Origin of the sequence: Micromonospora sp. NPDC023888 (assembly GCF_040639415.1) — a bacterium.
Classification (GTDB): Bacteria; Actinomycetota; Actinomycetes; order Mycobacteriales; family Micromonosporaceae; genus Micromonospora.
Window position 1 is genome coordinate 90,150 of the sequence record NZ_JBEZZW010000010.1, and the last position, 15,477, is coordinate 105,626.

A 15,477-nucleotide genomic window follows, 5' to 3' on the forward strand; every position below is an offset into this window, starting at 1 on the left:
ACCTGTGGATCGGGTGGGCGCGCCCGGTCAGGCGGCGGGACGGCGGGTCGCCCCGTACTGGTCGCCGGCCAGCCCGGCGTAACGGCCCCGGTGGTAGAGCAGCGGCGAGCCGACGTCGGCGTGCCGAAGCACCTCCGGCTCGGCCAGCACGACGGCGTGATCGCCGACGGTCACCCGGTCGACGACCCGGCAGAGCAGCCAGGCCAGGGTGTCGTCCAGGATCGGCACCTCCTCCGGGCCGGTCCGCCAACGGGTGGGAGCGGCGAACCGGTCGATGCCGCTCGTCGCGAAGGTCCGGGCCAGTTGCTGCTGGTGGTGGGCGAGAAGGTGCACTGCCACGTGCCGGGCACGGGCCACCGCGGGCCAGCTCGACGAACCGAGGTTCAGGCAGAACGAGACGATCGGCGGCGCCAGCGACACCGAGGTGAACGAGGTGGCGGTGAAACCGACAGCAGGCGAGCCGGGAGCGGTGACCACCGTGACGGTGCTGGCCTGGTGGCGCAGCAACGTCCGCAGCGCGTCGCTGTCGGCGTCGATCGGGGCGTCGGTGGACTGGGTCATGACGATCCTCCCGAGGGGTTGGTGCGCAGGGGCTACGAACGGTCGACGGAGTCGCCCGCCAGCCGCTCGTACGGGGTCTTCTCGCCGGCCTCGACGGCGATCGGCAACCGGTTCTCCGCCGGGGGCAGCGGGCAGGTCGCGAAGTCGGTGTACGCGCACGGCAGGTTGGTGGCCCGGTTGAAGTCGAGCGTCACCCGCCCCTGCTCGTCCGGAGCACCGACGGCCAGGGACCGGTTGGCCGGATACGTCGTCACACCGGAGGTGGCATCGGTGAAGAGCACCGACAGGCTTCCGGGCGTCGCGCCGTTGAACGCGGTCAGGCTCAGCGGCTCCCCGTCGACGGCGAACTCGATCTGGCCGGGTGCGTCGTAGACGTGCTTGAGCCCTTCCACCGCCGCGCCCACAGTCGTCGGCCGCGGGCTGGCGAACGGCACGAACCGTGCGCTCAGGACCCATCGGCGGTCGGGGGCATAGGTGGGCGTGCCCCGGTAGGCGACGCGCAGCGGGTGGTCCCGGCGCCGGGGACGCAGGATGTCGTGCCCGCCCCGGCGGGCCACCTCCAGCACCCCGGCGTCGAGACCCACTGTGACGCCGGCGCGCTCGGCGATGCGCCCGAACTCGTGCCGGCCCTGGACCTGCCGGCCGTCGACGACGAGCCGTTCGCCCGCACCGAGAGCCACCACCGGTCCGTCGTCGCCGGTGTGCCACTCCCCCGGCACGTCGGGGAACCGCTGCGGTCGCGGGGTCAGCCAGTGCAGACCGGTGACGGCGAGGAAGCCGTGCGGGTCGGCCCGAACCTCCTCGTGGCGTCGGTGCCACTCGCGCCAGGCCACCTCGAAGTCGGGCCGGGAGTCCACGACGGGCGGCAGAACTGCCTCGTTGGTCATGACAGGGTCCTCCTCGACGAGATGCACCGCCGCGCGGGGGTGCGGGGATGCCGGTCGCGACCGCGCGACGGCGACGGCGGCGGCGGGAAACCGGGGGCCGGCGAGGGCTGGGCAGCCCGCTCAGGCCGGGATGGGCGCGCCGGGACAGAGCTGCGCGGCGACCCGCATCAGGTCGACGACCCGGCGGGTGGTGAACAACCGAACCAGCGGCATGCCGTCGAGTTTCCTACCAATGAAGTAGGAATTCAACCCCCGGGGTCGAACGAGACGCCATCGACCCACCCCGTTAACAGTCGACAGTGGACATGACCGGAGTACGATCCCGCTGCGCACCGCAGTGGTGATCTCCCGCCGACGACCCCTCGATAGGAGCCCGGCATGGCCGGTCCGGACGCCGAACTCGCCGCGAAGCTTCAGACCGACGTGCCCCACGCGGCGCGGATCTGGAACTACTGGATGGGCGGCACTGACAACTTCCACTCCGACCGAGCGGCCGGCGACGCCGTCGCCGAGGTCTACCCGGAGATCGTCCTCATGGCGCAGCAGTCGCGCCTCTTCCTGGTACGGGCCGTGCGTCACCTCGCCGCCGAGGCCGGCATCCGGCAGTTCCTGGACATCGGCACCGGCCTGCCCACCATGCAGAACACCCACGCGGTCGCCCAGCACGTCGCGCCCGACTCGCGGATCGTCTACGTGGACAACGACCCGATGGTGCTGGTGCACGCGCGCACGTTGCTGGCCAGCACGACCGCGGAGGGCGTCGCCACCTACGTACCCGCCGACTACCACGACCCGGAGCAGATCCTCGCCGAGGCCGCGAAGACGCTCGACTTCGACCAGCCGATCGCCGTGATGTTCATGGGTGTGCTGGGCTACGAGCCCGACCTGGCCGTGGTGCGCTCCATCGTCGGGCGGACGATGGAGGCCGTGCCCTCCGGCTCGTACCTGGTGCTCTGGGACGGCACCAACACCAGCGCGGCGGTGGTGTCCGGCGCGGAGCGGCTGGCGCAGAGCGGCGGGGTTCCCTACCTCCTGCGCAGCCCGGAGGAGCTCGGGAGTTGCTTCGACGGGCTGGCGATGGTGGAGCCGGGCCTGGTGCCGATCCCGCTGTGGCGACCGGACGAGCCCGACGCCGTCGGGATCGACGCCTACGGGGCCGTCGCCCGCAAGCCCTGACCGACCTGACGTCGCCCCGCCGTCGCCGCGACGACGACAGCGGGGCGACATCGTTCACCCGTTACACGTCAGCGTCAACCCGTCGGGCACCGCGCTCGTCGACACGAGCACGCCGAACCTCGCCACACCATCGGGCGCCAGCGTCCCGTTGTAGGTGGCGTTGCGGACCGTGATGTCGGCGCCGACCGTCTCCAGCACCCCACCCCAGACCGTCTCCACCCGCTCGTCTCCCGACCACCGCCACGAGACACGCCACCGGTCCAACGGCAGGCTGCCGGTGTTGTGCACGGTGGCCGTGACGAGGAAACCGCTGCCCCATTTCGCGTCGATCGACGCCGTCGCACGGCACGACGTCAGTGGGGCGGTCCGGGCCGACGCGATCACGAACGGATCCCGCCGCCCCTCGGCGTCGGTGAACCGGTACCAGTACTCGGTGTCGGGCGTCAGCCGACCGATGGTCACCGAGCCGTAGCGCTCCGGCCCCGAGGCAGCCTCGGCCACGGCAGCCCGCCACTGTTGGGCGTCCTCGCGACTGGCGAAGAGGTGGACGGTCATCGGCGGGTCGTAGCCGCAGGGCGGCCGGAAGAAGATCGAGTACGAGATCGTCACGCTCGTGGTGGTGACCCCGGTCACGCTGGCGCCTATCGGTAACGCTGGCGGGCAGGCCGGGGTCGGTGTCGCCGACGGCGTTGGCGTGGACGACGGCGTTGGCGTGGGTGTCGCTTCGGCGGCTGCGGTCGTCCCGGTCCAGGCGGCCAGCGCCATTGTCGTGACAGCAAGGAACATGCGAAGCATCGCTACCTCCGTGGTCAGCGGGCACCGATGACCACGGAGGTAGCCGGTGCAACGCTCGGGTTCCCGGTCGCCGACGAGGCTGCCCGGCACGGGTGACATGGTCACCTCGCGCGCCTCGTGGACCGGAGGAGATCTGGTGCGCGCTGGCTCCCCGAGCACGACCGAACCACAGCATGGCAGCCGGCGAGCATCGATACAAGCCGATCCTGATCCCGTCGAACATCGTCCGCTTTCCCGTCGCCGCAGGGACACCCGCTGGGTGCCCGAGCCGCGAATGATCCATTGCGGTCTATTCATTCGGACACGGGAGCACACCATGCTCAACGCACACAGCACGACCCGGCGACCCCGGGGAGTGAGGGCACTGATCGCGGCAGGCGCTGCGGCAGTGCTGGCGGCCGCCGCGCTGGCCGCACCAACCCCCGCCGACGCCGCCGTCAGCCGGGCCGAGCTGGCCCTCCGGTGGGCGCCCATCCACTACCAGGACGTCGACGCCACCGGCAGCCACGCCCTGAGCGGCCAGTCGGACTACCTCACCCGGGTCGACTTCGACGGCGACCTGGACGGACGCAACAACTGGGACCGGACCGGCCAGGCAGGCACCGCACTCGCCGCGCACGCGTACTACTCCGTCGTGGAGACGAGCACCCACTGGTACATCACGTACTTCTTCTTCCACCCCCGTGACTGGACCGACCACCCGTTCTTCGAGACCGAACACGAGAACGACGGTGAGGGCGCGCTGTTCGCCATCGAGCGCGACGGCTCCACGTACGGCGTTCTCCGCTCGGCCGTCACGGTCGCGCACAGTGACTTCTTCTCCTACACGCCGACCGGCAGCACCTGGACCAGCGGCGGAGAGAGCATCGACGGCACCCTGCGGTTCCAGGCGTCACCGCACGACACGTTCCAGCACCCGGTCACGGCGCAGGAGGCACAGGGCCACGGCCTCAAGGCACACCCGCAGTACGACATCAACGGCGACGGCCTGGTCTACTACCCGTCGACCGTCGCCGAGACGCCGAGCAGCGGCAACGACCGTGACGTGCGGTATCAGCTGATCGACATCTTCGCCACGGGCGGCCTGTGGGCGCAGCGGTCCAACGCAAGCCTCTTCGCCAGCCTGGGCACGTTCGCCGGTGACACGTCCGGCGACTGCGGCGTCGGCACCTGGAGCTGTTCGACCAACTCGGCCAACGCGCCCTGGGGCTGGGACGACGGCAACGACGCCCCCGCGCGTGGCGAGATCGCCAGCGACCCGGCGAAACTGTCGGCCGCGTACTTCACCGTGCCGGCCGGACTGGCCCGCACCTACAGCTACAACCCGTACGCCGGCGCGGCGGCGGCACTCGCCGAGGCGGCGAGGACGGCTCCGCCGACCGTCGACTGATCGCTTCGTCTCCCCGGGGTCGGACCGTCCCGGTCCGTCACCGGGGAGACGCCAGATAGCGGCGTACGAGCTGCTGGCCGACCGGATCGACGCCGGCGGGCTGACAGTCTCGGGCGAGGGCGGATCACCCCCTCCGGCAGGACCGAATTCGCCCCGCCCGGTGGCACCGGGCGGGGCGAATTCGAGCGGGTGCACCGATCAGCGCTTGCCCACGAAGATGCCGATACCGTTGGCGACCAGCCGCTCCGTACCGTCGGACGGGCTGTTGCGGGCGGTGGCGGCCGCCTGGCCCGGCTCGCGGACGGCGACCGTGCTCGAACCGCCGCCGTCCAGGTTCACCGCGTCGTGCGCGCCGAGCGAGCGCATCAGGTCGGCGAGTTCGGCGATCGTGAAGCCGGCGCTGGCCGGGGCACGCCCGGCCAGGACGACGAGGTAGACCGTCCGGCCGTCCGGGCTGACACCGGCCGAGCTGCGTACCGCGGCGGTCTTGGTGTCCAGGCCGGCCAGCGGCGCACCGTCGCGCAGGATCGGCGCGCCACCGACCGCGAACGTCAGCTTCGGCTTGCCGGCGGAGTCGAGCTTCTCGCGAACCTGCACGCGGTCGCCGACGACGAGGTCGTCGAGCGTGTCCGCGCCGCCCTCCCGGCCGACCAGCACCTGGGTGCCGGCCGGGATCGCGCCCGCGCCGGGCGTCCGACCCGCCGCGACCACCACACCATCACGCACGGTCACCTCGTAGGTGTGGGTGCTGCACGGGTCGCTGCGGCTGGTGTCGGTGCCACAGGTCGACCGGACCCGGGAGGCGGCACCCCACTCGGAGGTGAACAGGCCGACGCCGTCGACCGGGAGCGCGTACTGGTTGAGGCCGCTGAGGGCGATCGTGCCCTTGCCGCTGCTGACCTCGCCGTCCAGGCTCAGGGTGTCGACGCGCGCCTTGCCGTTGACGCCCACACCGAACACGTCCCGGGTCGAGGTGCCGGGGGCGAGGCCGGGACCGAAGCGTTGCGCGGTCGGTACCGCGTACTTCAACTCCTCGCCGTCGGCGATCTCGGGACCGGACGACGAGTAGGTGGGCGTGACGCCGGCGTGGGTCTCACTGTTGTTGAAGAAGTCCCCGTTCACGCCGGCGATGGCGCCCTGGTCGTTCGCCATCGACGAGATGACCTTGCGCTGCGCGACCGCGTCGGGGTGCAGCAGGTCCAGGGAGACCTTGTTCTTCTTCAGGTCGGCCGTGAGCAGGTAGCCGACGGTGACGCCCCGGGGCGTGGTCACCTGGAACGAGCCGTACGTGACGCCCGGGGCGAGTTGCTCGGTCGAGGTGACGGTGATCGGCGTGCCCGACCCGGATACGGTTGCCGCCGAGGCGTGGGCTGCGCCGGCGGGTGTCACGAGCGTGCTCAGCCCTGCGGCGAGCAGCAGCGCCAGACTCGGGCGCACGAGGTTGAGGGGCCGCACTGCGCTCCTTTCTTGGTGCGATTCCCGGCCTGGGCCGGGGTGTTCGGGCCGGACCGGTGGTTGACCGGACCGGCGATGATCGTGTCGACCAGCCGATCAGGCGGGGGTGAACAGGAGAGGCGGGCGACGTGAACCATCCGCACCGTCTTGATCAACTGCGGGAGCGAGCCCGGGGGTGCCAAAAACTTTTGTGCACTTCCTACAACTGAGGGACGGTGGGTTCGGTGGTTGCGCCATAGCGCTCGCCGCCGCCAGCCGGAAGGGTGATCACTGCTGGGAGCCGTCGTCTCGCGGCGCGCAGTTCGAGGTCTAGCTAAGGGGTCAGTCGGGTGTTCAACCGTGTCGCCATCGTCAACCGAGGTGAAGCCGCCATGCGGCTCATCCACGCGGTCCGCGAGCTGGCTGCGGAAACCGGCAGACCGCTCGAAACCGTCGCTCTCTACACCGACGTCGACCGCACCGCCACATTCGTCCGCGAAGCGGATATCGCCTACGATCTCGGTCCGGCATCCGCCCGCCCGTACCTCAACCTGGCGGTGCTGGAGCGCGCGCTGATCGAGACCGGAGCCGACGCCGCGTGGGTCGGCTGGGGTTTCGTCGCCGAGGATCCGGCGTTCGCCGAGCTGTGCGAGAAGATCGGCGTCACCTTCGTCGGGCCGAGCGCGGACGCCATGCGCCAACTCGGCGACAAGATCGGCTCGAAGCTGATCGCGGAGAAGGTGGGCGTGCCGGTCGCGCCGTGGAGCCGTGGCGCCGTCGAGACCCTGGACGCCGCACGTGCCTCGGCGGCCGAGGTCGGCTACCCGTTGATGCTGAAGGCGACCGCGGGCGGTGGCGGGCGCGGCATCCGGGTGATCCGCAACGAGGCCGAACTCGACGACGCGTACGAGCGCACGAGTCAGGAGGCGGCGCGCGCGTTCGGCAGCGGCATCGTGTTCCTGGAGCGCCTGGTCACCGGCGCCCGGCACGTCGAGGTCCAGGTGATCGCCGACGGGCAGGGCACGGCGTGGGCGCTCGGCGTCCGGGACTGCTCGGTGCAGCGACGCAACCAGAAGGTCATCGAGGAGTCGGCGTCGCCGGTGCTCGACCCGGCACAGGCCGCCGAGCTCAAGAGGTCGGCCGAGCGGCTGGCCATCGCCGTCGGTTACCGGGGCGCGGCGACCGTCGAGTTCCTCTACCACCCCGGCGATCGACTGTTCGCGTTCCTGGAGGTCAACACCCGCCTCCAGGTCGAGCACCCGATCACCGAGTTGACCACCGGGTTCGACCTGGTCAAGGCGCAACTGCACGTCGCCTCCGGCGGACGACTCGACGGTGCGCCGCCGGCGGAGCGCGGGCACGCCATCGAGGCTCGGCTGAACGCCGAGGATCCCGACCGCGACTTCGCGCCGTCGCCGGGGCGGATCGCACGGCTGGACCTGCCCAGCGGCCCGGGCATCCGGGTGGACACCGGCGTCAGCGAGGGCGACACCATCCCGGCCGACTTCGACTCGATGATCGCCAAGATCATCGCGTACGGCCGCGACCGCGACGAGGCGCTCGGCAAGCTGCGTCGGGCGATGGCGAACACCACGGTGATCATCGAGGGCGGCGCGACGAACAAGAGCTTCGTGCTCGACCTGCTCGACCAGCCCGAGGTGATCGACGCCAGCGCGGACACCGGCTGGATCGACCGCGTCCGCGGTGAGGGCCGGCTCGTCACGCACCGCCACTCCGCGGTCGCGCTGGCCGCCGCCGCCATCGAGGCGTACGAGGAGGACGAGCGCATCGAGCGGCAGCGGCTGCTGTCGACGGCCTCCGGCGGGCGCCCGCAGGTGCAGCACGCCAGCGGCCGACCGTTGGACCTCAAGCTGCGCGGCGTCGGCTACCGCACCCGCGTGGCGCGGGTCGGCGCGCACCGCTTCCGCGTCGGCATCGAGGCGGGCGCCGCCGTGCGTACCGCCGACGTCGAGCTGAACCGCTTCGACCGGCACACCGGTCAGATCGTGGTCAACGGCATCCGGTACCGCCTGCTCACCGGCACCCACGGGCCGACCCACCTGGTCGAGGTGGACGGCGTGACCCACCGGATCAGCCGCGACGAGGGCGGCGTCCTGCGCTCCCCGATGCCCGCGCTCGTCGTCGCCACGCCGCTGGAGATCGGCGCCGAGGTGGAGGCGGGCGCACCGGTGCTGGTGCTGGAAGCGATGAAGATGGAGACGGTGCTGCGGGCGCCGTTCAAGGCGCGGCTGAAGGAGTGCGCCGTCTCGGTGGGCAGCCAGGTGGAGGCGGGCGCGCCGCTGCTGCGCCTGGAGCCGCTCGCGGACGAGGCCGCCGAGACGACGGCCGACCCGACAGGCGAGGCCGTCGAACTGGACCTGCCCACCGCCGCCGAGGACATGCCGGCCTCCGAGCGCAGCAGGCGCGGCCAGGAGGACCTGCGCGGCCTGCTGCTCGGCTTCGACGTCGACCCGCACGACAACCGTCGGGTGCTCGACGGCTACCTCACGGCCCGCCGGGCCGCCACCGGCCCCCGGCCGCTGGCCGCGGAACTCGATCTCATCGAGGTGTTCGCCGACCTCGCCGAGTTGAGCCGCAACCGGCCGACGGGCGAGGACGGCGGCGCCGCGCACGTGCACAGCGCCCGGGAGTACTTCCACACCTACCTGCAGAGCCTCGACGTCGAGCGGGCCGGGCTGCCGGACGCCTTCCAGACCAAGCTCGCCAAGGCGCTCGGCCACTACGGTGTCAGCGACCTGGAGCGCTCCCCCGCCCTCGAAGCGGCCGTCTTCCGGATCTTCCTCGCCCAGCAGCGGGCGTCCGCCGACGCCACGGTCATCGCGACGCTGCTGCGCGCCTGGCTGCGGGAAACCCCACCGGACGAGGCGCTTCGCGAGCCCGCCGGCCTCGCGCTGGAACGGCTGATCGCCGCCACGCAGGTCCGCTTCCCCGCGATCGCCGACCTCGCCCGTGGCGTGGTGTTCGCCTGGTTCGCCCAGCCACTGCTGCGCCGCAACCGCGCCCGGGTCTACGCCGGGGTCCGTGGGCACCTGCGGCACCTGGACGCCCACCCGGACGCGGCGGACCGCGCCCAGCGCATCGCCGAGATGGTACGCAGCACCGAACCACTGGTCCGGCTGCTCGGCCAGCGGCTCGTCCGCGACCACCTCGACAACGCGGTCATGCTGGAGGTGCTGACCCGGCGGTACTACGGCAACCGGGCGCTCACGAGTGTGCGTACCCAGGAGGTCGCGGGCTGCACGTTCGTGGTGGCCGGACGCGCCGATTCGAGCGTGGTCTCCGCAGCGGTGCGCTTCGACGCGCTGGGCGGCGCGCTGCGCGGGTTGGCCGAGCTGGCCGCCGACGAGGACTCCGTCGACGCCGACATCTACCTCGGGTGGGAAAACCAGCCGGAGGACTTCGACGCGATGGCGGCGGCGCTGGCCGAGGTCATCACCGCGCACCCGCTGCCGCCGCAGGTCCGTCGGGTGACCACCACCGTCGCGGGTCGCGGCGGGGCGGTCATGCACCACCACTTCACCTTCCGCCCGTCCGACGCCGCGATGACCGAGGACCGGTTGATCCGCGGCCTGCACCCGTACATCGCGCAGCGGATGCAGTTGGAGCGGCTGCACAAGTTCGACCTGACCCGCCTGCCGTCCTCGGACGAGGAGGTCTACCTCTTCCAGTGCGTGGCACGGGACAACCGGGCAGACGAGCGACTCGTCGCGTTCGCGCAGGTGCGCGACCTGACCGAGCTTCGTGAGCAGGACGGCCGCCTGGTGGCGCTGCCGACGGCCGAGGACGCCATCGCCGCCTGCCTCGACTCGATCCGCCGCGCCCAGTCGCGGCGACCGTCGAAGACCCGCTTCAACACCAACCGGATCGTGGTCTACGTCTGGCCGCCGAGCGAGCTGACCCGCGAGGAGATGGAGATGATCGCCGGGCGGGTCCGCCCGACGACCGCGGGCGCCGGCCTGGAGGAGATCCTGTTCATCGCGCGGCAGCGCGACCGCCGGACCGGCGAGCTGACCAAGACCGCCGTACGGATCTCGTTCGACGCCGCGGGCGGCGCGGAGCTGGTTGTCGGTGAGCCGCCGGTCGAGCCGATCGAGCCGCTCGACGAGTACCGGCTGAAGGTGCTGCGGGCGAGCAGCCGCAACACCGTCTACCCGTACGAGCTGACCGGTCGGCTCGGTGACTTCGTCGAGCACGACCTCGACGACGACCACGTGTTGGTGCCGGTGGACCGGCCGAAGGGGCGCAACAGCGCCGCCATCGTGGCCGGGGTGGTCACCACGCCGACCGAGCGGCACCCGCAGGGCGTCACCCGGGTGGTGCTGCTCGGCGACCCGACCAAGGCGCTGGGCGCCCTGTCGGAGCCGGAGTGCCGGCGCGTGATCGCCGCACTGGACCTCGCCGAGCGGATGAACGTGCCCCTGGAGTGGTGGGCGCTGTCCGCCGGGGCGCGCATCTCGATGACCACCGGTACGGAGAACATGGACTGGGTGGCCGCGGCGCTGAAGCGGATCGTCGAGTTCACCCAGGCCGGCGGTGAGATCAACATCGTGGTCGCGGGCATCAACGTCGGCGCGCAGCCGTACTGGAACGCCGAGGCGACGATGCTCATGCACACCAAGGGCATCCTGGTGATGACGCCCGACTCGGCGATGGTTCTCACCGGCAAGCAGTCGCTCGACTTCTCCGGTGGCGTGTCCGCCGAGGACAACTTCGGCATCGGCGGCTACGACCGGGTAATGGGGCCGAACGGGCAGGCGCAGTACTGGGCGCCGAACCTGACGGCCGCCCGGGACGTGGTGATGTCGCACTACGACCACACGTACGTCGCGCCCGGTGAGAACGCGCCCCGTCGGGCGGTCACCACCGACCCCACCGACCGCGACATCTCCGACTTCCCGCACGACGTGGCGGGCAGTGCCTTCCGCACCGTCGGGGAGATCTTCTCCGTCGAGCACAACCCGGACCGCAAGAAGCCGTTCGACATCCGTACCGTGATGCGGGCCCTCTCCGACCAGGACCACCCGGTGCTGGAGCGGTGGGCGGGCATGGCGGACGCGGACACCGCTGTCGTGCAGGACATCCACCTCGGTGGCATCCCGGTGTGCCTGCTCGGCATCGAGTCCCGGTCGGTGCCGCGGCACGGCTTCCCGCCCACCGACGGCCCGGACACCTACACGGCGGGCACGCTGTTCCCCCGTTCGTCGAAGAAGGCGGCGCGGGCGATCAACGCGGCCAGCGGCAACCGGCCCCTCGTGGTGCTGGCGAACCTGTCCGGCTTCGACGGCTCACCGGAGTCGATGCGCAAGCTGCAACTGGAGTACGGCGCCGAGATCGGCCGGGCGATCGTCAACTTCCGGGGGCCGATCGTCTTCTGCGTGATCTCGCGCTACCACGGCGGTGCGTTCGTGGTGTTCTCGAAGGCGCTGAACCCGAACATGACGGTGCTCGCCCTGGAGGGCTCGTTCGCCTCGGTGCTCGGTGGCGCCCCCGCCGCCGCTGTGGTGTTCTCCGCCGACGTCAACGCCCGTACCGCGGCCGACCCCCGGGTGCGGGACCTGGAGGCGCGCGCCGCCGCCGCGGCCGGCACCGAACGCGCCGCGTTGACCGCGGAACTCGACGAGGTGCGTTCGTCGGTGCGCGCCGAGAAGCTCGGCGAGGTGGCGACGGAATTCGACCGGGTGCACAACATCCAACGCGCCGTCGAGGTCGGCTCCGTCGACGCCGTCATCCGCGCCGCCGAACTGCGTCCGCGCATCATCGAGGCCATCGGGGCCCGCCTGGGGTAAAGGCAGCGGGACAGAAACGGGGCGACGGCCCGGGGTCGCGACGGCCACAATGGGCGCCGTGCAGAGATCAACGCGGCGCCTGCTCGACGACCTCGACGTGCTGCCGTACCCGCAGCGGATGGCGACGCTCGCGCGTCGGGCCGGCGACCTCAGCACCACCGGCGACCTGCCGGTGGTGCTGACGGATCTGCGGGCCGGGACGACGTACCACCGGTTCCTGGCGGTCACCGCCAGCCAGATCGTCGGTGACCACGCGGCGGTGCGGCTGGCGCTGGACGACCCGGACGGCGCGATCCGGTCCATCGCGGTGAAGGCCGGCCTGCGCGGCGGGTGGCTCGCCGGTCCCGACCTGCTCGCGCTCGTGCTCGACGCGCCGGCCGACCTGCGCAGCCTGGTCTACCGCTCGCTGCGGCACCTGCGTCGCTCGGCGATCGCCGACGGGCTGGTCGACGGCGTGTGGGATCGCTTCGGTGCCGCAGAGGTGGCCTCTCTGCTGCCGGCCTGCGGTCCGGACACGGTCCGCCGGCTGCTGCCGGCCGTCGAGCACGCGGTGCAGGGGTGGGCGCCACTGGCCCGTCGCCACGGCGACGTGCTGCTCGACCACGCCGAGGCGGTGTTGGCCGGTCTCAGCCCACGCGAGCGCATCAACTGGTGGATGACGCGTTCCGGGGGTGTCCTGCTGGCTGGCCGGGATAGACCGGACCACGCACTGTCGCTGCTGGAACGCTATGCCCCGACCGACTACCTCCCCGGCGACCTGAGCGCCTACGGTCCGCTCGCCGCCGCGTCGCCCCAACGGGTCCTGGCGATGCTGATCGCCCCCTCCCGGGCGGGCTGGGTGCCCTACCAGTGGCTACCTCCGGCGCTGCTGCGCCGGCTGGGTCGCCTGCCGGACGCGGAGCTGGTCGAGCTGGGTCGGCGGGTGCGGGGCCACGACGACTCGTTGGACCGGCTGTTGGCGGCCGTCGCACCGTCTCGGCGAGGCGTCCTCTACGACGCGGTGCACGCGGACATGGAGACCGCCGCCGGCATCCCGGGCCTACCGCTGGTCGAGGTGCTGCCCCGCGCGTGGCAGGGGCGGGAGGCCCGCCGGGTGCTGGCACTGGACCGGGTCCGCCACGACGAGGCGGCGGTACGGTCGTGGAGTTCCTTCCTGCCCTGGCCGCAGGCGTCCGCGGCGCTCGGCCCGGCGCTCGGCGCGGCCGACGCGCAGGACCGTGCCGTCGCGTACGAGCTGCTGCTGGCCGCCGCGCGGCGCAGCGCAGACCCAGCGGCGGCGGCCGAGGCGGTGGCCCGGCTGGGTCGGCTGCGCAACGAACAGGACTCGGTCCGCGCCGCGGCCCTGACCGCCCTGGTCCACCTGTCCCGGTTGCTGCGCGCGGACTCGGTCGACGTGCTGACCAAGCTCACTGTCGACGCGACGACCACGCGCGACGCGTCGAGTCGTACTCTGGCCGCGCTCGGCAGCCTCGCCGTCGCGGTGCTGGGCCAGCACCACGACGACCCGGCCCTGCTGGGCTGGGCACTGAACACCCTCGACCGACTCTTCGGCGGCCACCGGCTGCCCCCGCTGCCCCGGCTCGACGAGACGCTGCGCCACGGCCAGGAGGAGTTGGTCTTCGCCCGGCTGCGGCCGTGGATCGAGGCGGGCATGACCCGCGGGCTGTGCACCGAGCTGTTCGCGGTCACCCGGGCCCTCGGACGGCGGGCCTGGCGGCTGCCCCAGCTCCAGGAGCTGCTGCGCCGGGCGGGAACGCCGGGCTTCGTCGTCGTCGTTGTCCGCGAAGCCGTCGAGCTGTGGCTGGCCGACCCGACGACCCGGTCGCAGCGAGTCGAGCAGGTGCTGGCCCGCGACGTGTCCACCATCACGTTCCCCACGGTGTGGCGGGCGGTCAGCGCACGGCGTACCGACCTGCTCGACCGGGTGCTGCTCGGCCCACCGCCCAGCGGGGCGTTCCTGACCGCCGGCGCCCGCTGGGTTCCCGACCCACCCGAGCACGGCGAGCGGTGGCTGCCCCGCCAGCAGCAGGCCTACGTGCGCCTGCTGGAGCAGGTCGCCGCCGATGCCGGCACGCCGCGGCACGGCCGCGCCGCCGCCATCCGGGCCGCCGCGCCGATCCCCGGCGCTGGCCGCGATCTGGTGCTGCGGTACGCCGGGTCCGCTGACGTCACCCTGGCCGAGGCGGCCCTGGGCGCGCTGCCGTGGACCGACCGACCGGACGAGGCGCTGCCGCTGCTGCTGGCGCACGCCGACGACGATCGCGCCCGGGTCGCCATGTACGCGGCCGGTCGCGCGGCGCGCTTCATCCGGCCGACCGACCTGCTGACGCCCCTGTCTCGGGTGGCCCTCGGCCGAGGCAAGGTGACAAGCCGCAAGGCGGCGCTGCGGCTGCTCGGCCGGTACGTCCCGCAGGCGGCGATGCCGGTGCTGCTGGCGGCGTGGCGGCAACCCGACCAGCACCGCGACGTCCGGGTCGCGGTCGCCGCCGCGGCCCGGCAGCGGCTGCCGGGTCCGGAGAGCTGGGTGATCCTCGAAGAGGCGGCCACCGGCGGCCACGGGGAGGCGCAGATCGTCCTGAGGACCCCGCCGCAGCAGGTCGCCGGACCGGACCGCCCCCGCTACGGCGCCCTCGTGGCGCTTGCCTGCGCGAGCCCGGACCACGGCGTCGCCCGGTCCGCCTGGCCCCGGATGGCGCAGTGGATGCCCTGGGCGCCGGATCTCAGTGACCTGGTCACGGCGACGCTCACCGACCTCGGCGGCCACTCCGCCTGGCCGTCGGCGCGCCCGATCGTCGACGCGATGCTCGACCACCCGGACCGGCCCGAGCGGGACGTGCTCTCCGCCGCCCTGCGGGCCCTCGTCGGCATCGACGAGGCCGACCCGGACGACGGTGGGCCCTTCGCGGACCGCCCGGCCCGGCGGCGCATCAGCGCCATCCTGGACCAGGCGGGGTCCTGGGCGCGGTCCGCCGAGTCGCACCGGGATCGGGCTCCGGCCCGGGCGGCGGCCCGCGAGCTGGGACAGCACCCGGCGTACGTCGCCGAGGCGGCCACCCTGTTGACCGCGTTGCTGCGGCTGAGCGGCACCACACCGGACCATCTCACCGCCGACGTGGTCGAGATCGCCGATCTGGTCGCCGGACGGCCGGCGCTCGCCGCCCGGCTGGCCGACCTTCTCAGCCAGCGGACGGCGCGGTGGTCCCCGGTGGCACCCGATCCGGACCTCGTGCTCGCCACGGCCCGCACCCTCGCCGCGCGCGGCGATGCCACCACCGGCCTGTTCGCGGTGGCCCTGGTGCACGAGGGCAGGGCACGCGGCTGGGCGGAGCCCTGGCGGGACCTGCTCCGATCGCTGCGGAGGCACCCGGTCGCCGACGTCCGCGACGGCGCCTTCGACATCTGCATGGCGGCAGCCTGACCATGTCCG

8 protein-coding genes are annotated in these 15,477 nt (G+C 72.7%); 4 read left to right on the forward strand and 4 right to left on the reverse strand.

Going from position 1 to position 15,477, the window contains the following annotated elements; translation table 11 throughout:
* Window positions 1-27 precede the first annotated feature (27 nt).
* Together AB0F61_RS11780 and AB0F61_RS11785 are read right to left on the reverse strand one after the other, a co-directional pair.
* On the reverse strand, window positions 28-561 hold the full coding sequence (locus tag AB0F61_RS11780; protein ID WP_357807359.1) for a flavin reductase family protein: 534 nt from the start codon (window positions 559-561) through the stop codon (window positions 28-30).
* Window positions 562-593: 32 nt separating this feature from the next.
* A complete protein-coding gene (locus AB0F61_RS11785) occupies window positions 594-1,448 on the reverse strand; it encodes a DUF1684 domain-containing protein (RefSeq protein ID WP_357807362.1) in 855 nt (284 codons plus the stop codon).
* Window positions 1,449-1,826: 378 nt separating this feature from the next.
* On the opposite strand from AB0F61_RS11785, the gene AB0F61_RS11790 reads away from it, so the two are divergent.
* Window positions 1,827-2,624, forward strand: coding sequence for an SAM-dependent methyltransferase (locus AB0F61_RS11790; protein WP_357807365.1), 798 nt, complete (start codon window positions 1,827-1,829; stop codon window positions 2,622-2,624).
* A gap of 54 nt (window positions 2,625-2,678) precedes the next feature.
* On the opposite strand, the gene AB0F61_RS11795 is transcribed toward AB0F61_RS11790, so the two are convergent.
* The gene (locus AB0F61_RS11795) at window positions 2,679-3,257 is read right to left on the reverse strand and encodes a cellulose binding domain-containing protein (RefSeq protein ID WP_357807369.1); all 579 of its coding nucleotides are present in this window, start codon (window positions 3,255-3,257) and stop codon (window positions 2,679-2,681) included.
* 478 nt (window positions 3,258-3,735) lie between these two features.
* Between AB0F61_RS11795 and AB0F61_RS11800 the strand changes: the two genes are divergently transcribed.
* On the forward strand, window positions 3,736-4,809 hold the full coding sequence (locus AB0F61_RS11800) for a hypothetical protein (protein ID WP_357807372.1): 1,074 nt from the start codon (window positions 3,736-3,738) through the stop codon (window positions 4,807-4,809).
* Window positions 4,810-5,007: 198 nt separating this feature from the next.
* Here AB0F61_RS11800 and AB0F61_RS11805 read toward each other — a convergent pair whose 3' ends face one another.
* On the reverse strand, window positions 5,008-6,264 hold the full coding sequence (locus AB0F61_RS11805) for a phosphodiester glycosidase family protein (protein ID WP_357807374.1): 1,257 nt from the start codon (window positions 6,262-6,264) through the stop codon (window positions 5,008-5,010).
* Window positions 6,265-6,593: 329 nt separating this feature from the next.
* Between AB0F61_RS11805 and AB0F61_RS11810 the strand changes: the two genes are divergently transcribed.
* Together AB0F61_RS11810 and AB0F61_RS11815 are read left to right on the forward strand one after the other, a co-directional pair.
* Window positions 6,594-12,050, forward strand: a complete 5,457-nt coding sequence (locus AB0F61_RS11810) for a carboxyl transferase domain-containing protein (protein ID WP_357807377.1) — start codon at window positions 6,594-6,596, stop codon at window positions 12,048-12,050.
* A 58-nt stretch (window positions 12,051-12,108) separates the two neighbouring features.
* On the forward strand, window positions 12,109-15,468 hold the full coding sequence (locus AB0F61_RS11815; RefSeq protein ID WP_357807380.1) for a hypothetical protein: 3,360 nt from the start codon (window positions 12,109-12,111) through the stop codon (window positions 15,466-15,468).
* Window positions 15,469-15,477: the final 9 nt, after the last annotated feature.

Coding starts and splice junctions, on each gene's coding strand:
- AB0F61_RS11780 (WP_357807359.1), bottom strand. CDS start 561: ATGACCCAGTCCACCGACGCCCCGATCGACGCCGACAGCGACGCGCTG.
- AB0F61_RS11800 (WP_357807372.1), top strand. CDS start 3,736: ATGCTCAACGCACACAGCACGACCCGGCGACCCCGGGGAGTGAGGGCA.
- AB0F61_RS11790 (WP_357807365.1), top strand. CDS start 1,827: ATGGCCGGTCCGGACGCCGAACTCGCCGCGAAGCTTCAGACCGACGTG.
- AB0F61_RS11785 (WP_357807362.1), bottom strand. CDS start 1,448: ATGACCAACGAGGCAGTTCTGCCGCCCGTCGTGGACTCCCGGCCCGAC.